This window comes from Bradyrhizobium sp. WYCCWR15520, from assembly GCF_056174665.1.
In genome coordinates this window covers 35,237-52,712 of record NZ_JBWBWM010000002.1, presented here as the reverse complement: position 1 = coordinate 52,712, position 17,476 = coordinate 35,237, and the positions used below count along the sequence as shown (strand labels likewise).

The 17,476-nt window shown below is 61.8% G+C and carries 15 protein-coding genes and 1 pseudogene; all 16 read left to right on the top strand.

Annotated features, from left to right (window positions below; genetic code table 11):
- The first annotated feature begins 199 nt into the window (after positions 1-199).
- Positions 200-664: a DUF2840 domain-containing protein gene (locus AC0QUY_RS02165; protein ID WP_475385562.1), complete on the top strand. Its 465-nt coding sequence runs from the start codon at positions 200-202 to the stop codon at positions 662-664.
- Entirely contained in the window at positions 661-1,173 is a 513-nt protein-coding gene (locus AC0QUY_RS02160; protein ID WP_475385561.1) for a S26 family signal peptidase, read from the top strand. Before AC0QUY_RS02165 ends, AC0QUY_RS02160 begins: the two co-directional genes overlap by 4 nt.
- A gap of 218 nt (positions 1,174-1,391) precedes the next feature.
- Entirely contained in the window at positions 1,392-1,670 is a 279-nt protein-coding gene (locus AC0QUY_RS02155; RefSeq protein WP_475385560.1) for a hypothetical protein, read from the top strand.
- Entirely contained in the window at positions 1,667-3,421 is a 1,755-nt protein-coding gene (locus tag AC0QUY_RS02150) for a relaxase/mobilization nuclease domain-containing protein (RefSeq protein ID WP_475385559.1), read from the top strand. The genes AC0QUY_RS02155 and AC0QUY_RS02150 overlap by 4 nt, the downstream gene beginning before the upstream one ends.
- A 230-nt stretch (positions 3,422-3,651) precedes the next feature.
- On the top strand, positions 3,652-4,233 hold the full coding sequence (locus AC0QUY_RS02145; RefSeq protein ID WP_475385558.1) for a ribbon-helix-helix protein, CopG family: 582 nt from the start codon (positions 3,652-3,654) through the stop codon (positions 4,231-4,233).
- 127 nt (positions 4,234-4,360) lie between these two features.
- A complete protein-coding gene (locus AC0QUY_RS02140) occupies positions 4,361-5,590 on the top strand; it encodes an MFS transporter (protein WP_475385557.1) in 1,230 nt (409 codons plus the stop codon).
- A gap of 462 nt (positions 5,591-6,052) precedes the next feature.
- Positions 6,053-6,178 (top strand): annotated as a pseudogene (locus tag AC0QUY_RS02135) (double zinc ribbon domain-containing protein); the annotation flags it as partial.
- A gap of 21 nt (positions 6,179-6,199) precedes the next feature.
- A complete protein-coding gene (locus AC0QUY_RS02130) occupies positions 6,200-9,412 on the top strand; it encodes an AAA family ATPase (RefSeq protein WP_475385797.1) in 3,213 nt (1,070 codons plus the stop codon).
- A gap of 367 nt (positions 9,413-9,779) precedes the next feature.
- Complete coding sequence (locus AC0QUY_RS02125) at positions 9,780-11,783, top strand: conjugal transfer protein TraG (RefSeq protein WP_475385556.1); 2,004 nt, start codon at positions 9,780-9,782, stop codon at positions 11,781-11,783.
- Positions 11,784-11,794: 11 nt separating this feature from the next.
- Positions 11,795-12,229 carry a CopG family transcriptional regulator gene (locus AC0QUY_RS02120; protein WP_475385555.1) on the top strand — a complete coding sequence of 145 codons (435 nt, stop codon included), beginning with the start codon at positions 11,795-11,797 and terminating at the stop codon, positions 12,227-12,229.
- Positions 12,230-12,409: 180 nt separating this feature from the next.
- The gene (trbB, locus tag AC0QUY_RS02115; RefSeq protein ID WP_475385554.1) at positions 12,410-13,330 is read left to right on the top strand and encodes a P-type conjugative transfer ATPase TrbB; all 921 of its coding nucleotides are present in this window, start codon (positions 12,410-12,412) and stop codon (positions 13,328-13,330) included.
- Positions 13,331-13,377: 47 nt separating this feature from the next.
- On the top strand, positions 13,378-13,650 hold the full coding sequence (locus tag AC0QUY_RS02110) for a TrbC/VirB2 family type IV secretion system protein (RefSeq protein WP_475385796.1): 273 nt from the start codon (positions 13,378-13,380) through the stop codon (positions 13,648-13,650).
- Positions 13,650-13,913 (top strand): VirB3 family type IV secretion system protein, encoded by a 264-nt coding sequence (locus AC0QUY_RS02105; protein ID WP_475385553.1) that lies wholly within the window; start codon positions 13,650-13,652, stop codon positions 13,911-13,913. Before AC0QUY_RS02110 ends, AC0QUY_RS02105 begins: the two co-directional genes overlap by 1 nt.
- 7 nt (positions 13,914-13,920) lie before the next feature.
- Entirely contained in the window at positions 13,921-16,362 is a 2,442-nt protein-coding gene (gene trbE / locus AC0QUY_RS02100) for a conjugal transfer protein TrbE (RefSeq protein ID WP_475385552.1), read from the top strand.
- Positions 16,359-17,090 carry a P-type conjugative transfer protein TrbJ gene (gene trbJ, locus AC0QUY_RS02095; protein WP_475385551.1) on the top strand — a complete coding sequence of 244 codons (732 nt, stop codon included), beginning with the start codon at positions 16,359-16,361 and terminating at the stop codon, positions 17,088-17,090. The genes trbE and trbJ overlap by 4 nt, the downstream gene beginning before the upstream one ends.
- Positions 17,087-17,473 carry a putative entry exclusion protein TrbK-alt gene (gene trbK-alt / locus AC0QUY_RS02090; RefSeq protein ID WP_475385550.1) on the top strand — a complete coding sequence of 129 codons (387 nt, stop codon included), beginning with the start codon at positions 17,087-17,089 and terminating at the stop codon, positions 17,471-17,473. Before trbJ ends, trbK-alt begins: the two co-directional genes overlap by 4 nt.
- The last annotated feature ends 3 nt before the right edge of the window (positions 17,474-17,476 follow it).

The following is a 17,476-nucleotide window of genomic DNA, read 5'->3' as shown; positions in this document are numbered from 1 at the left end:
CCACATCCTCGTGCTCTCGGGGATCGGAATCGCCCTTAAGCGATTGTTATCAGGCGCAATCGAGCCGCCGTAACTCTCCTAACCAGAAATCCGTAGGATTTCTTCTAACGGACCCAGCCGTTTTCCAGACTGTGCATAACCTGCTGCGCCATCTGCTTGCACCGGCGATGACGACTGACCTCCGAGTAGGGGCAGCCGAATGAGCGATCTCACGCACGTCGAGCTGCTCTGGCTTGAAAAACGTATCGAGAATCGAATTCGCTTCGGTCGTGCCGCCGAGGAAAAATTTCTCGACCGCAACAGGCGTGTCCTGTCATTTGCGCCCGGCAGCATCTTTGCCTTCGTGCGCTGGATGTCGAACGATTTTGGGACGGTCGTTTCGCGCATCGACATCTTGCGGGCGGTCGCAACCGGCCAGCGCTGCTCAACTGTCCCTTATGTCAAACCCGGCGGCGAGAGCCTTTTGCGCCTGTCAGGCTGGCCAACGGTCGAACGCGTGCTGCAGTTGATTGATGCCGTCGAGGCGCTCGGAATTGATCCTGCCGACGCCGCTCCCGACTATTGGCATCACGTCCACAATCGCCTGTCCGTCAACGAAACCCCGCGTGCCTACACAAAGTCACGCCATCAGGCCTGGCTCCATCGGCGGAAGATCGCACCGTGACGACCCGAAACCGAACACTCGTCGTGACGATCGGCGCGGTGGCCGTTCTCGTTGGGACGATCGTCGTACAGCCGTCCCCAATCTACATCTGGAACAGTTCCGCGAGCGTCCCTGTCGGCCTCTATCGCGTGCGGCCTGCTGGCAGCCACCACGTCACCGAGCTGGTCGCGGTTAGGCCGCCGGCGCCGCTAGCGAGCTATCTGGACCTGAACGGCTATCTACCAACCGGCGTTCCGATGTTGAAGCGTGTGCTGGCGCTTCCCGGACAAACGGTGTGCAGGAACGGGCACACTATTTCGGTCGATGGCATCGAGATGGGCGAGGCGAGGGAGCGCGACGGACGTGGCCGACCGTTGCCGTTCTGGGAAGGGTGCGACGTCGTTGAAGACGGAAGGCTCTTCCTCATGAACTGGCAAGCCGCGGACTCTTTCGATGGGCGTTACTTCGGAATGACACCAGCGACGGCTGTCATCGGTCGCGTCCTTCCCGTGTGGACATGGGAAGATTGATCGTGCGTCCCGTGTGCGTCGTGTCTGCCATTCCTCTGTTCGATCGAAGGCGGCACCATTCCTCCGTCCCGACCAACGCTGTCGCAGCCGCCGCGCGCAGCGGCCGTCCAGGGCGGCCGAACGGCCGGCGCGAAGCAGCTTCACCCTGGACGGTCGCGAGCACGGTGGCATGCTCGCCGACTGTTGGGTTTGCCGCTTGTGGCGCTGTAGCGGATGTCTTGTTTGCAGTTCTGACGGTCGCGTCCGTCCGAAAGGGGCTCAATCGCATTCTGTCGAAGCTCTTCGCATTCTTGGTGGTGAGTGATTGGGAGCAGAGGCAGATCGACCGCGGATGGCAAGGGAAAAGCGCCGCCTTCGGCCGGGCGCATGTGGTTGGTGACGTTGAGGTTTTAAGAAGCACCAGGAATGATCAAGCCATCGCTCCATTACAAATCGTCAAGGAAATCAAAGCAGCCGCAGCCGTCGGCTTGCGCAAGTTTGCGGTGAAGCCATTGTGAGCCAGCGCGACAATGACCTTCGTGTTCGCCCCGGCCGTATTCGCGACAACGGACGTACCTCCTCGCGTTCGAAAAGCTTTGTCGGCCAGGTCATGCGGGCGGCCAAGAGGGCCGGCGTTGTCGGCGACAGTTTCGGCCGCGGTAAAGGTGGAGCTGGCCGGTCGCACTTTGGACGAGGCCGGCGTGCCGCGCTCTCACTGTCACTCCGCTCGGCTTCGCGGCGCGTGGTGATGAAGGCGCGCGTGGTCCGTCACCACGGCGCCCGCTTTCGGTCGGCACCGCTGACCAAGCACATCACCTATTTGAAGCGCGAGGGCGTGACGCGTGACGGCGCGGACGCCCGGATGTTCGATGCGACGTTGGATGCGGCGGATGAACGCGCCTTTGCCGAACGCTGCGAGAATGACCGGCACCATTTTCGATTTATTATTTCTCCGGAGGATGCCGCCGAACTCGGCGATCTCCGCACTTTCACCCGCGAGCTGATGACCGACGTCGCGCGAGATCTTGATACCAAATTGGACTGGATCGCGGTCGACCACTGGAATACCGACAATCCGCACATTCACCTCCTGATCCGCGGCCGCGCGGAAGATGGCCAGGATCTGGTTATCAGCCGGGATTACATCAGCCGCGGATTCCGGGATCGCGCGGCCGAGCGCGTCACGCTCGAGCTCGGGCCGCGCAGCGAGAGGGACATCCAGTCCGCCCTGGAAAGGGAGGTTGAGGCCGAACGCTGGACCAGCCTCGATCGGGCACTTCGTGTCGCCGCCGACGAGGGCGCCGGCGTTGCAGACCTCCGGCCAAATGCGTCTGGCGAAGACTTGAGCCTCCGCCACCTGATGGTCGGCCGGGCAGTCAGGCTGGAACGTCTCGGTCTTGCCGATCAAGTTGCACCCGGCTGCTGGACGCTTAAGCCTGGTATCGAGGACAAACTGCGTGATCTCTCGGTCCGCGGCGACATCATCAAAACCATGCATCGGGCCATGAGCGGTTTCGGTCGCGAGGCGGATGTATCCGGCTTTGCCTTGCACGGCGAGGTATCGACAGATCCCGTGCTCGGCCGGCTGGTCGAGCGCGGACTGCATGACGAACTGAAAGGCTCGGCCTATGCGATCGTTGAGGGGATCGATGGGCGAACGCATCACATCAGGTTCACCGATATCGAAATGACCGGCGATGCCACGCCCGGCGCGATCGTTGAGGCGCAGTCTTACGACAATGCGCAGGGCCGCAAGCGGCTCTCGCTCGCCACGCGGTCCGATCTTGACGTCGAAGCCCAGGTCACGGCGCCGGGAGCGACCTGGATTGACCGGCAGTTACTCGCGCGGGATTCGATCGTCGCGAGCGGTGGTTTTGGATCCGAAGTGCGCGAAGCCATGGACCGTCGGGTTGACTATCTCGCAGGCGAGGGCCTTGCGCGGCGGCAGGGAGCCAGGGTCATCTTTGCCCGCGATCTCCTCAACGCGCTAAGGCGGCGGGAGCTCGATGCTACGGTTGCAAGACTCTCGGCCGAGACGGGGTTACCGCATACTCCTTCGTCTGAGGGTGAACGCGTCGTGGGCGTCTATCGTCAGCGCGTAACGCTGGCGTCAGGCCGGTTTGCCATGATTGACGACGGACTTGGATTCCAGCTCGTGCCCTGGCGGCCAGCATTGGAGCAGCATCTCGATCGACAGGTATCCGGGGTCGCGGCACGCGGAGGCGGGGTGACCTGGAGCTTTGGAAGGAAAATTGGCCTGGGAATTTGATTGGTGGGCTGCCCGGCACTTCCGCGCCAGCGGACGAGGCGCTTGATGTGAAATCGGTTGAACGCAATCGCACTTCGCGCTCGGCTTTTGTACGACAATCTATCCGAACACACGATGGTTGCGATTGAGCGGTTGCTCAGGGTCGCGAGGAACCCTTTGATGGCCAACGTTCAGCGCGTCGGGTCTGCTTCAGGGCCGCACTGCTGGAAGCAACGTTAGAAGGTCCAACGATGAAGCCCAGAATTGGCGTCTACCTCTCCGAGCAGATGGCCGCGCGGCTAGCGGCAGCTGCCAAGCGTCCCGGCGCCACCAAATCAGCGCTCGTTGAGGCCGCCCTCGCTCAGTTCCTCGGTTCGGATGATGAAACCGACAACATCTCGGTAGACCGTCGCCTTTCCCTTATGAGCCGCCAACTTGAAGAGCTCGATCGCGGTCTTAGAATCGTTAATGAGACTGTGGCCCTGCAGGCGCGCTTCCATCTCGCCGTAACGCCAGTGCTTCCCGCAGCGGACCAAGGTGCTGCCTGCGTACTTGGGTCCGAGCGTTTCGACGAATTTGCCGCGCAGGTCGGGCGACGCGTTCGGTTGGGAACATCGCTCATGCAGGAGACGATGGATCGGCTCAGCACATCGAAACGCGAGGCTCATTCGCGTGGCCCGTGCGAGGGAACGTCGGAAAAGTGCTCCTCAACGCATGAGCCAGATTTCCGCGCATCAAACACGGTTGGCATCGAATTAGAGCACTCCACTGCCGTCCGGGAGGGCGGCAGCCTGTTCAACTTTCCAGGGAAGGCAGGACTGCCTCTGCACTAGGTCTACTGATCGGGACGCTGCTCACGGACGATCGATTGAACTACCACTTCTATCTCGACCGTCTAGTCATACGACTCGGTGTCGACGTGTCGACGACCTGACAAGAAGCGGGCATCTGATTCTGCGCGTGTTCCTGCCGTTCGTTGCCGTCTACTATCTGGCGTTTCTCTTCCGCAACATCAATGCGACCATCGCTGGACCATTGACCTCCGAATTTGGCCTCGCTGCTGGCGAGCTTGGCCTGCTGACGGCGGTCTACTACCTTTCGTTCGCGGCCGCCCAGATTCCGATTGGCATTCTGTTGGATCGATGCGGTCCGAGGCGGGTTCAGAGTGTGGTGTTGATTGCCGCAGCGCTGGGTGCTGCCTTATTCGCTGTCTCGGACCACTATTTGCTTCTCCTGGGTGGCCGTGCGCTGATTGGGCTAGGGGTCGCCGCAGCAATGACGGCCGGTATGAAAGCGCTCGTTGTCTGGTTTCCTCGGGAACGCGTTCCAATGCTCAGCGGCCTGATGGTCACTTTGGGAGCCATGGGTGCACTGACGGCAACCTTACCCGCGGATTTCCTGATTGGCTCAATAGGTTGGCGAGGACTGTTCGAGCTACTCGCGATGGTCTCAGCTGGATGCGCGCTTGTCATCTACCTCGTTATCCCCGAGACACCTGCGGTTACATCGGTGGCGGGTTCAACGGTCAGAAATGGTCTAAGGACGATTTACGCTGACCCACGCTTTTGGCGTCTGGCCCCGCTTTCTGCCACCTGTATTGGTACAGCCTGGGCGTTGCAGGGATTATGGGCAGCGCCATGGCTTGGCGATGTTGAGGGTCTCGATCGAGCCGGATTGCTCCGCTACTTGTTCATGATGGCAATTGCGTTGAGTCTGGGCGCCTTTCTGTTGGGCGTTGCGGCCGATCGGTTGGGCCGGCGCGGTGTCGGACCACGGGTGCTGTTCGGACTCGTCGTTACGGCATTCATTGTGGCTCAACTCGCGTTGATTTTGCGATTGCCTTTGCCCTCATACATCCCGTGGGCCGTCGTTGCAGCAGTCGGTGCTGCTACTGTTCTCAGTCATGCGATACTGGCAGAGTATTTCCCTAAGGAGCTTGCGGGGCGCGCGACCGCCGCGCTGAATGTCTTCCATATCGGCGGGGCGTTCGTCGTGCAATGTATGACGGGCTTGGTGATTCAGCTCTGGACTCCGATAGAAGGGCACTACCCTGATGTCGCTTACCAGATTGCGTTTGCTTTCAACGTGGGCCTCCAGATCGCGGCTGCTATCTGGTTTGCTCCAAACTATGCCGTGACTTGTCTTCTAAGGCTGGGCGCGCCGTCTCGATTGTGGCCTAGTCACCCGTAGCTGAGGTCGCACACGCAACTTGAATACTTTGGACCAGGTCCGCCGACGTTGCAGTGAGATCGCAAAGTCTCGATTCGAAATCGCGCCAGCCGTGCGCGTTCTCGGTGTGCTTCCTCTGTTCGGGGCTCGTGGAAGTTGAAGCTTGAGGCGGTAGTTAGGAGGAGACAATAACCGCATGATGTGAAACGGCGCACATTTGAAGCTAAGGGATGGGACTAACATTCATTGCTGAAAGTCGTGGTGCGAATGTCCCTGTCTTCTAGGGAGCTTGCCATGCACAAAACGTTCTTGATCGCACGACTCGCATTTGCCTTAGATGGCAGACGCAATAGTCAGCAACCTTCCCAATTGCATTATCCTCGAATCGCCCGAACCAAGGCGCAATGTCGCGCTCTAAGGGTTCGCTCTTGGTGGAGAAACCGACAAGAGCTCATGTAGATCAGCAATTGGATCGGGTGCGACATGGATTGCCCGAGCTGCGGCAAAGTCAACCCAGAAATTAACAAGGTATGCGGCGACTGTGGCGCGCTACTGTTCTTGCGCTGTCCTGCATGCGGAGCCGACAACCCATCGGGTAAAAGGTTCTGTGGCGATTGCGGCGCAGCGCTCATGCCGATGGGAGCCGCGCCAGCGGCTCGCGTGTCGGCGCCCGCCTTAGTGCCGGTCGCACAGCTCTCTACCTCCTCATCCGCGCCAAGTTCTTCCGCCGAGCGCCGCCAACTCACGGTGATGTTCTGCGATCTCGTCGGCTCGACGGCGCTTGCGACAAAGCTCGACCCGGAAGATCTCCGGGAGATCATCGCCGAATACCGCGATGGCGTGGCGGCCATCGTCCGCAAGTACGGTGGCACCATCAGCCGCTACATCGGCGATGGTATGTTGATCCTGTTCGGTCATCCATCAGCGCGCGAGGACGATCCCGAGAGCGCGGTGCGCGCCGCGCTTGAGATTGCCGGGGCCCGGCACGCGCCGGGCGCCCCACCGGATCTTGAGCTGCGAGTTCGCCTTGGGCTCGCGACCGGACTCGTTATCGTGGGGGACCTCATCGGCAGTGAGGCCGCCGAGCCGCAGGCCGTGCTTGGCGAAACGCCGAACCTGGCCGCCCGACTGCAAGCGCTCGCCGAGCCCGACGGGGTGGTAATCGCCGAGGACACGCGGCGGCTCATCGGCGGGCTCTTTGATTACGAGGATCTCGGCGCGGTGACGCTGAAGGGCTTTGCCACCCCGGTGCGAGCCTGGCGGGTGCTGCGCGAGGGAAAGGCGGAAAGCCGCTTCGAGGCATTCCACGCGGCCGCGCTCACGCCGTTGGTTGGGCGCGAGGAGGAGCTCGAAGTGCTGGTGCAGCAGTGGCAGCGTGCCAGGACGGGCACTGGCCAGGTAGTGTTGCTGGTGGGGGAGCCGGGGATTGGCAAATCGCGCCTCGTCGCGGCTCTCCAGGAGCGCATTGCGGGCGAGCCGCACACCCGCTTGCGGTATTTCTGCTCGCCGCATCATCAGGACAGCGCGCTGTATCCCTTCATTGCTCAGCTGCAGCGCACCGTCGATTTCGAGCGTGACGACACGCCGGAGCACCGGCTCGACAAGCTGCAAGCGGTGCTATCCCCGGCATTGCCGCCCGACGAGGACATCGCAATCCTCGCCGAGCTGCTATCGATCCCGACCGGCAAGCGATTTCCGCCGATTGCCCTCACGCCGCAGCGAAAGAAAGAGAAGACCTTCGATGCCCTATTTCGGCAGCTTGAGGGTCTGGCCCGGCGACACCCAATCATGATGGTCTTCGAGGACGCGCAATGGATCGATCCGAGCTCGCGCGAGTTGCTGGACCGGACCATCGATCGGGAGACGGCACTGCCGGTGCTGTCACTGATCACCTTCCGCCCCGAGTTTCAGTCCGGATGGACCGGAAAGTCGCATGTCAGCACATTGGTTCTGAACCGTCTTGATCATACGGCGGGCGCCGCGCTGATCCGGAGCATGACTGGCGACCGGGGACTGCCGCCCGAGCTCGTCACTGAGATCGCCGAGCGAACGGACGGGGTGCCGCTGTTCGTCGAGGAACTGACCAAGGCTGTGCTCGAAGCGGGTGCTGCTGGGGTCGAGCGCGCCATCTCCACTGCACCGCTCCCGGGGCTCGCGGTCCCGCCCACTTTGCACGCTTCGCTGATGGCGAGGCTCGACCGTATCGGCAAGGTCGCCAAGGAGGTCGCACAACTCGGCGCGGCCATCGGCCGGGAGTTCTCCTACGATCTGCTCGCCGCCGCCGCGCAGCGGAGCGAGAACGAGCTGCGATCAGCATTAGACCGCCTGATAGATACCGGGTTGGTGTTTCGGCGCGGCGAACCACCCGAGGCCAGTTTCCTCTTTAAACACGCGTTGGTGCAGGACGCGGCATATGGCACGCTGCTGCGCGGCCAGCGTCGTGAGCTGCACGCCCGTATCGCTAGCGCGCTGGAGGAGAAGCTCGCGACAACGGCCGAAGCGCAACCCGAGATCCTCGCGCATCATTTTGGAAATGCCGGTCTGATCGAGAAGGCAGTTTCCTATTGGCAGGAGGCCGGCGAGCGTTCCAAGGCGCGCTCAGCCACGGCAGAAGCGATTAGACAAATGCGAAAGGCGCTCGATCTGTTGTCCCAACTACCTGACACCGCCGAGAGCCAGCGCACCGAAGTCCAGCTTCAGCTCGCAATCGGCGGCGCGCTGATCGCCGCGAAGGGCCATGCGGCCGAAGCGACCGGAAAGTCCTACGCGCGGGCGCGTCGTCTCTGCGAGTTGCTGAACGACACGCCAAATCTGCTCAAGGCGTTGTGGGGCGAGTTCGTTCATCACCACGTGCGCGCCGAGACGAAACGATCACATCGCGCCGCCGAAGAACTGCTCGAGTTGGCCGGACGACAAAACGACGGGGCCGCCTTGGTCGCCGGTCATCGGGCGGTCGGCGATAGCTGGCTGCATCGCGGAGAGTTGCGTTTGGCGCGCGCACATCTCGAGCAGGGGCTCGCACTTTACGACCCCACGCAGCATCGATCTCTGACGCTTCTGTTCGCCGAGAATGCCCGCGTGGCGACGCTCTCGTTCCTGTCGCTGACGCTCGGGCTTCTAGGCTTCTTCGATCAGGCCCGGGCGCAGAGCAGGGAAGCCCTCGCAGAGGCGCGCGAGCTGTCGCACCCCATCAGCCTCGCATTCGCGTTAAGCGTCGCCTGCCGGCTGCATTTCGTGCTCGACGATCCACGGACCGTGCGCCTACTCGCGGATGAGCTGATTGCGCTTACTACCGAGCAGGGCTTTGCCTTCTTTCTCGCGATGGGAACGGCGTATCGCGGCTGGACTCTGATCGAGGCCGGCGAATCGGAGGAAGGGACGGATCTGCTGCGGCTCGGGATCAAGGGATTCCAAGCCTCGGGCGCGGCGTGGACGCTGCCCTTCTATTTCGCGCAGCTTGCCGCGGCGCACGTAAAGATGGGAACGCCCGAAGATGGGCTCGCCAGACTCTGTGAGGCTTTGTCTCTAACCGAGAAATCGGGCGTGCGATGGTTCGAGGCCGAATTGCGACGCCGCCGAGGCCAGCTGTTACGGACCACTCGCCAAAACGCTGAGGCCGAGGCGGAGGCCGACTTTCGCCATGCCATCGCGATCGCGCGGCAGCAGGAGGCGAAGCTCTGGGAACTCCGCTCCACCATCAGCCTCGCTCGGCTCTGGCGCGACCAGGACAAGCGCGATGAAGCACGCGTTCTCCTCGCCCACGTCTACGGCTGGTTCACCGAGGGCTTCGACACACCCGACTTGAAGAAAGCGGAGGCCTTGCTCGACGAATTAAGCGCGTAGAAGGCCGTGCAATCGTCATTGCTAGCCCGAGTTCTGACTGCTTTGAAGTACACCAGCGAAGTCTGCCTCTTGTGGAGGAGGAGAGCTGTTTATTTCGGAGGACGACTTCAGAATTTGGCCCGTTTGAGACACGATGGGTACTGAAAGACGTCCGCTCACCGGAGCTGACTGGAAGAGTCATCCGCGGAGGAGCCAAACTGACGCGATTGACGCATACCAGAGGTCGCGCCCGCCTGGACAGGTCATGGTCTGGCGCTTGTTTCAGGGCTCGCTGACGCGCCGATTTGCTCGCACGGATGTCCGAAAATACGCACGACCGACGGGATAGCTTGTCTGAGGGTGGCGCAGTTGTTTGATTTCCCATGCCATGTCGGCCACCAAAATACTCTGGGGTCAGATTGCCCTCGTCCTGACAGTCGTGCTGTTCACCACGTGGACCGCGACGCAGTGGACTGCGTGGAGGCTCGGCTATCAGCCCCAATTAGGCCAACCTTGGTTCGAGCTCGCATCGGGCGTTCCGATCTATCTTCCTCCGGCTTTCTTCTGGTGGTGGTACGCTTTTGACGCCTATGCGCCTGTAGTATTCGTCGAAGGGGCATGCGTTGCGGCATCGGGCGGGATCATCTCGATCGTGGTCGCATTCGCGATGTCGGTGTGGCGGGCCCGCGAAGCGGAAACGGCGGCCACGTATGGTTCCGCGCGATGGGCGAGCCAGCCTGAGGTTCAAGGTGCCGGCCTCGCCGGAGCCGACGGGGTGGTACTCGGCCGTTTCGAGGGACATTACCTGCGGCACGATGGGCCGGAGCACGTGCTGTGCTTCGCCCCCACCAGATCCGGAAAGGGCGTCGGACTTGTTGTCCCGACCCTTCTAACCTGGCCGGGAAGTTGCATCGTCCATGACATCAAGGGCGAAAACTGGTCCCTGACGTCAGGCTTTCGGGCCCAGCACGGCCGCGTGCTGTTGTTGGATCCGACCAATTCAGGGAGTGCGGCCTATAATCCTCTTTTGGAAGTGAGACGAGGGGAATGGGAAGTTCGCGACGTCCAAAATGTTGCCGATGTGCTGGTCGATCCGGAGGGGTCGTTGGAACGGCGGAATCACTGGGAGAAGACCAGTCACGCCTTGTTGGTTGGAGCCATCCTTCACGTTCTTTATTCCGAGCAGGATAAGACGCTTGCCGGGGTTGCAAGTTTTCTGTCCGATCCGAAACGTCCGATCGAGAGCACGCTTCGCGCAATGATGACGACCAAGCACCTTGGAGAAGCCGGGACACATCCGGTGATCGCTTCCGCGGCGAGGGAGTTGCTGAACAAGAGCGAGAACGAGCGATCAGGCGTGCTATCGACGGCGATGTCGTTCCTCGGTCTTTATCGCGATCCCGTCGTTGCCCAGGTAACGCGCCGCTGTGACTGGCGCATCCGGGATCTCATTGAGGACGAACGGCCAACGACGCTCTATCTCGTGGTGCCTCCGTCTGATATCAGTCGCACCAAGCCGCTGGTGCGGTTGATCCTCAACCAGATCGGCCGCCGTCTCACCGAGGATCTCCAGGCCAAAGGACGTCGGCATCGGCTGCTGTTCATGCTCGATGAATTTCCAGCGCTTGGAAGGCTTGACTTCTTCGAGTCTGCGCTAGCCTTCATGGCCGGCTATGGCCTGAAGAGCTTTCTCATTGCCCAATCTCTCAATCAGATCGAAAAGGCCTATGGGGCGAACAACGCCATCCTCGACAATTGTCATGTGCGAATATCGTTCGCGACCAATGACGAACGTACCGCCAGACGCGTGTCGGATGCGCTCGGGACGGCAACCGAGCTGCGGGCAATGAAGAACTACGCTGGCCACAGGCTGAGCCCCTGGCTCGGCCATCTCATGGTTTCGCGGCAGGAAACGGCGCGACCGTTGCTGACGCCGGGCGAGGTTATGCAACTCCCGCCCGATGATGAATTGGTGCTGGTCTCCAGCCTGCCACCAATCCGCGCCAAAAAGGCAAGGTATTTTGAGGATCCGCGTTTGACCGAACGTGTGCTGCCACCGCCAGAACTGCCGCTCGACCACGAGAGTCGCGCGCTGACGGATGATTGGAATCGCCTGCCATTTCCAGCGAATAGAAATGTGTTCCAGGGCGTATCTATGTCGGGCGCTCGGCCATCCGTCGAAGACCCCGCAAATTCTGGCATTCGTCGCGAGCCGGGCCTTCCCCGAGTTGAAGACATCGCAGCTGAAGTCTCGAAGCCGCCGACTGAATTCGATTTTCCGCCGGAAGAAGGGGATGACGGTGTTGCCGTCCGGGCCCGCGTGATGCGCACGAATGGACCCCGCCTCGCGCGACAGGCCGCAATGGACCCGGGCGACGGTCTAGAACTCTAGGGCGCGAGATTATGCGGACAAAACACACGTTTCGCCTGCCTCCAGATTTGGCAGCAAAGCTCGCCGATCATGCCAGCCGAAAGCGCGTGCCCCAGGCGCTCATCGTCGAAACGGCGCTGGCCTCATTCCTGTCGCCGGATAGTTCCGAGCGGATGGAAGCCGCGCTCGGCCGCCGTCTTGACCGGTTGACCCGACACGTCGAGCGGCTCGAGCGTCACATCACGATATCGAATGAGGCGCTGGCCTTGTTCGTACGATTCTGGCTGACGGCAACGCCGCCGCTGCCCGATACGGCGCAACCCGCTGCACAGACCAAGGGGCGGGAGCGGTATGAAGGTTTTGTCGAGGCACTCGGGCGCCGGCTGGCGAGAGGCCAGACCCTTGCGCAGGAAATATCACTCGACGTTGAGCGAGCCCAGCCATCGCCAACCGTTCCCCAAGAGTGAGTGCGCCGTTTCTTTCTTTTGCTACGCCATAGCACGCCGTCCGACTTGGCCTCGTTGCGCAGACACGCGACCTGCTTTTTCTAATGATCCCAGTCGTCGAGGCCGTTTGCGCTCGACGCTTTGGGGGCAACGGTGGCAGTACATTCCGTCCAGTCCGAAGTGGTATCGCGCGGAGCACGCATGCTACGCACTGCGCTCGGACCGTCGATTGCGGCTTGGCTCGAAGATCCTATTGTCGTCGAAGTGATGCTCAATCCCGACGGGCGGCTGTGGGTCGATCGGCTCTCGGACGGCTTAGCCGACACCGGCGAGCGCCTTGCTGCGGCCGACGGCGAGCGCATCGTGCGGCTCGTCGCCCATCACGTTGGCGCCGAGGTTCATTCGGCACGTCCACGAGTATCGGCCGAATTGCCGGAAACCGGAGAGCGGTTCGAGGGGCTTTTGCCGCCCGTGGTAACCGCGCCAGCCTTTGCGATCAGGAAGCCTGCAGTCGCCGTCTTTACCCTCGAGGATTACGTTTCCGCCGGCGTCATGGCGGAAGTTCAAGCAGAGAGGCTCCGTGAGGCCGTTCGGGAACGCCGCAACGTCCTCGTGGCGGGCGGTACCTCGACCGGTAAGACCACGCTGACGAATGCCCTCCTGGCCGAAGTCGCCAAGACGACCGACCGTGTCGTGCTGATCGAAGATACACGCGAACTCCAATGCAGGTCGCCGAACCTTGTGACGTTGCGTACCAAGGACGGCGTTGCCTCGCTTTCGGATCTCGTCCGCTCCTCGCTGCGGCTGCGACCCGACCGGATTCCGATCGGTGAGGTACGCGGCGCTGAGGCGCTCGATCTCCTCAAGGCCTGGGGGACCGGCCATCCCGGCGGCATCGGTACCATCCACGCCGGCACGGCGCTTGGCGCGCTCCGCCGGCTCGAGCAACTGATCCAGGAAGCGGTCGTCACCGTGCCGCGGGCGCTGATCGCGGAAACGATCGAAGTAATTGCTGTTCTCTCCGGCCGCGGCGTGGATCGGCGGCTGGCAGAACTTGTGCGTGTCAAGGGCCTGACGCCCGACGGCGACTACCTCATTCGACGGGAAGGAGATCGACCATGAAGTGCGTCATCTTTCAACGCGTGGTGCTGGGCGCGGTCGCCGCTCTCATGACTGTACTAGCTGCTTCGAACGCCTATGCCGCCGGCTCCAACATGCCTTGGGAGCAGCCACTCAACCAGATTCTGCGATCGGTCGAAGGACCGGTCGCCAAGATCCTGGCCGTGATCATCATCATTGTCACGGGTCTTACGCTTGCCTTTGGCGATACCTCCGGCGGCTTCCGGCGCCTGATCCAGATCGTCTTCGGATTGTCGATCGCATTCGCGGCGTCGAGCTTCTTCCTGGCATTCTTTTCGTTCGGCGGCGGGGTCCTGATCTGATGGACGGCCCCGTGGAAGGCTTTGCGGTGCCGGTGCATCGCGCGTTGACCGAACCGATCTTGCTCGGCGGCGCCCCGCGGGCGGTCGCCATCCTCAACGGCACCGTGGCCGCAGCGCTCGGCCTGGGCTTAAGGCTTTGGATTGCCGGTCTTCTGCTCTGGGCGATCGGCCATGCCGCCGCGGTGTGGGCAGCGAAGCGCGATCCGCTGTTTCTCGAAGTCGCAAGGCGGCATCTGCGCATCCCCACCCATCTGAACGTGTGAGCAGGTAATGATGAACCTCAGCGAATACCGCCGTTCCAACGTGAGCCTAGCAGACTTCCTGCCATGGGCCGCACTCGTCGACGAAGGCATCGTCCTCAATAAGGACGGGTCGTTCCAGAGAACCGCGCGCTTTCGAGGGCCTGATCTTGATTCCTCTGTTCCATCGGAGCTCATTGCAGTTGCCGGCCGCCTCAACAATGCGCTTCGCCGCCTCGGTTCGGGTTGGGCCGTATTTGTGGAGGCACAGCGATATCAGTCGAACGCCTATCCGCCGAGCAGTTGTCCGGATGTGGCTTCGGCCCTGGTCGATGCCGAACGGCGAGCCCAATTCGAGGAGGAGGGCGCTCACTACGAATCGGCTTACTTCCTGACCTTCCTGTATCTGTCGCCGGCAGAAGATACGGCTCGCGCCGAGCGCTTCCTCTATGAGGGACGGGAGCACGGGCAGGCTGCTGACGCCCACGAAGCGTTGCGCGGCTTTGTTGATCGGACCGACCGCGTGCTGCAGCTGGTCGAGGGGTTCATGCCGGAGTGCCGGTGGCTCGATGACGGCGAGACGCTGACTTATTTGCACGCCTGTGTCTCGACCAAGTGCCATCGCGTCCGCGTCCCCGAGATTCCGATGTACCTCGACGCGTTGCTGGCCGATCAGCCGTTGACCGGCGGGCTTGAGCCGATGCTAGGCGGCCAACATCTGCGCGTGCTTACGATTGTCGGGTTTCCAAGCGCGACCACACCGGGGATCCTGGACGACCTCAATCGGTTGGCGTTTCCCTATCGCTGGTCGACCCGCGCGATCATGCTCGACAAGGCTGATGCGACGAGGCTCCTGACCAGGATCCGGCGGCAATGGTTCGCCAAGCGGAAATCTGTTGCCGCAATCCTCAAGGAGGTAATGACCAACGAACCGTCGCCCCTGATCGACACCGACGCCAGCAACAAGGCTATCGATGCCGACGTCGCGTTGCAGGAGCTCGGCTCGGACCTCGTCAGCGAGGCCTTCGTCACCGCAACGATCACGGTCTGGGACGAGAATGCGCGCATCGCGGATGAACGGTTGCGCCTGGTCGAGAAGGTCATTCAGGGGCGCGACTTCACCTCCATGGTAGAGACCATTAACGCCGTCGATGCCTGGCTGGGTTCGTTGCCTGGTCACGTCTATGCGAACGTCCGCCAGCCGCCGGTTTCGACCCTGAACATCGCCCATATGATTCCGCTTTCCGCGGTTTGGGCAGGGCCGGCGAGGGACGCCCATCTCAGTGCGCCGCCGCTGTTCTTCGCGCGGACGGAAGGATCCACACCGTTTCGTTTCTCCCTCCACGTCGGCGACGTTGGGCACACGCTGATGGTCGGCCCGACCGGTGCCGGCAAATCCGTACTGCTCGCGCTGATGGCGCTGCAGTTTCGGCGCTATGCCGGCTCCCAGGTCTTTGCCTTCGATTTCGGCGGTTCGATCCGGGCCGCAGCCCTCGCCATGAAGGGAGATTGGCACGATCTTGGCGGTGCGCTGTCCGACAATGCCTCCGAACCGGTCGCCTTGCAGCCGCTTGCCATGATCGACGATGCGGCGGAGCGCGGCTGGGCGGCAGAATGGATCGCAGCCATTCTCGCCCGCGAAAAGATCGATATGACGCCGGAAGCCAAGGAGCATCTTTGGTCGGCGCTGTCTTCTTTGGCCTCTGCGCCCGCCGGCGAACGCACGCTGACCGGTCTGTCCGTGCTGCTGCAGTCCCAGAGCTTGAAAAGGGCCCTTCAACCCTATTGCCTCGGTGGCCCGTTTGGGCGCCTGCTCGATGCCGAGACCGAACGGCTTGGAACAAGTTCGGTCCAGGTGTTCGAAACCGAGGGGTTGATCGGAACCGGCGCGGCACCGGCAGTCCTATCCTATCTGTTTCATCGGATTGAGAGGCAACTCGACGGGAGGCCCACGCTACTCGTTATCGACGAAGGTTGGCTTGCACTCGATGATGAAGGGTTTGCCGGCCAGATCCGCGAATGGTTGAAGACGCTGCGCAAGAAGAATGCCGCTGTCGTATTCGCCACGCAATCGCTCTCGGATATCGACGGCTCCGCGATTGCGCCCGCGATCATCGAGAGTTGCCCGACGCGGCTGTTCCTTCCGAATGAGCGAGCGATCGAGCCGCGGATCGCGTCTATCTATCGGCACTTCGGTCTCAACGACCGCCAGATCGAGATCCTGGCGCGCGCTACTCCCAAACGCGACTACTACTGCCAGTCACGGCGTGGAAATCGTCTGTTCGAGCTGGGTCTTGAGGAATTCGCGCTCGCCTTTACTGCGGCCTCATCAAAGTCCGATCAGGCAATGATCGAGCGCGTGCTGGCGGAACATGGCCGTGACGGGTTTGTCACTGGATGGCTCGCTGCGCGCGGGCTGGGCTGGGCCGCCGATCTCATTCCGGGTCTTATCAAGCAGGAAGGTTTGTCATGATGCGTCGCCGTCACCTCTCAGCAGTGAGTGCGCTTGCCATTGTGATTGCCGCCTCACCAACATCCGCCCAGCTGATCGTGTTCGATCCCAACAACTATGCGCAGAACGTGCTCACGGCCGCACGTGAGCTGCAGCAGATCAACAACCAGATCACTTCGCTGCACAACCAGGCGCAGATGTTGATCAACCAGGCCAAGAATCTCGCTAGTCTGCCGTATTCCTCGTTGCAGCAGCTCGAGCAATCGATCCAGCGAACCCAACAGCTGCTCGCCCAGGCTCAGCGCATTGCCTACGATATCAAAGAGATCGATCGAGCATTCTCGACGACCTATGCGCCGGCCTCGACAAGCGCGTCAGATCAGGCGCTGATCGCGAATGCGCAAACACGTTGGCAGAATTCGGTGGCTGGCTTGCAGGATGCCTTGCGCGTTCAGGCGACCGTGGTCGGCAATCTCGACCCCCACCGCAAAGAGATGTCGGCCCTCGTCAGCTCAAGTCAGGGCGCAACGGGCGCGCTGCAGGCCAGCCAGGCCGGAAATCAGCTCCTTGGTCTGCAGGCACAGCAGCTCGCCGACCTTACGGCAGCAGTTGCCGCGCAGGGACGGGCGCAGAATCTCGAAACCGCCCAGCGTACCGCCGCCCAGGACCAGGGCAGGGAGCAACTTCGTCGCTTTCTCGCACCTGGTCGAGGCTATCAGCCTTCATTAGTTCGGATGTTTCATCAATGAACAGAGGTGGTGGACTCAAGCGCACGATCTTTGTGACCACGGCAGCTGTCGTGCCCTTCCTGGTTGTCGCGGCCTGCACAATCCAGCTTCGCGGGGATAGCGATCCTCCACCAGCAAGATCGTCGGCATCCCGCGCAACCAATCCGTTTGGCGTCAAACTCGAGCATTGCCGGAAGGTCAACTCCGAGCAGGTGGCAGAACTCCAGGAGTGCCGTCTGATTTGGGCGGAGAACCGCCGGCGCTTCCTGGGATCAAAAACGACGTCATCCGTTACGTCCGCCGATGATCAATCAGGCAGTCCGGCATCGGCGTTGCCGCAGCCCAAGATTCTCGATCGGCTCCCCCAGGGCTGGCCACCCGTTGCAACACCGGAGCGGGAGTGATTT

Bases quoted from the DNA above. Each gene is read 5' to 3' on its own strand.
- AC0QUY_RS02120 (WP_475385555.1), top strand. From the start codon at position 11,795: ATGCGGACAAAACACACGTTTCGCCTGCCTCCAGATTTGGCAGCAAAG.
- AC0QUY_RS02145 (WP_475385558.1), top strand. From the start codon at position 3,652: ATGAAGCCCAGAATTGGCGTCTACCTCTCCGAGCAGATGGCCGCGCGG.
- trbJ (WP_475385551.1), top strand. From the start codon at position 16,359: ATGATGCGTCGCCGTCACCTCTCAGCAGTGAGTGCGCTTGCCATTGTG.
- AC0QUY_RS02110 (WP_475385796.1), top strand. From the start codon at position 13,378: ATGACTGTACTAGCTGCTTCGAACGCCTATGCCGCCGGCTCCAACATG.
- AC0QUY_RS02130 (WP_475385797.1), top strand. From the start codon at position 6,200: ATGCCGATGGGAGCCGCGCCAGCGGCTCGCGTGTCGGCGCCCGCCTTA.
- trbK-alt (WP_475385550.1), top strand. From the start codon at position 17,087: ATGAACAGAGGTGGTGGACTCAAGCGCACGATCTTTGTGACCACGGCA.
- trbB (WP_475385554.1), top strand. From the start codon at position 12,410: ATGCTACGCACTGCGCTCGGACCGTCGATTGCGGCTTGGCTCGAAGAT.
- AC0QUY_RS02105 (WP_475385553.1), top strand. From the start codon at position 13,650: ATGGACGGCCCCGTGGAAGGCTTTGCGGTGCCGGTGCATCGCGCGTTG.
- trbE (WP_475385552.1), top strand. From the start codon at position 13,921: ATGATGAACCTCAGCGAATACCGCCGTTCCAACGTGAGCCTAGCAGAC.
- AC0QUY_RS02165 (WP_475385562.1), top strand. From the start codon at position 200: ATGAGCGATCTCACGCACGTCGAGCTGCTCTGGCTTGAAAAACGTATC.
- AC0QUY_RS02125 (WP_475385556.1), top strand. From the start codon at position 9,780: ATGTCGGCCACCAAAATACTCTGGGGTCAGATTGCCCTCGTCCTGACA.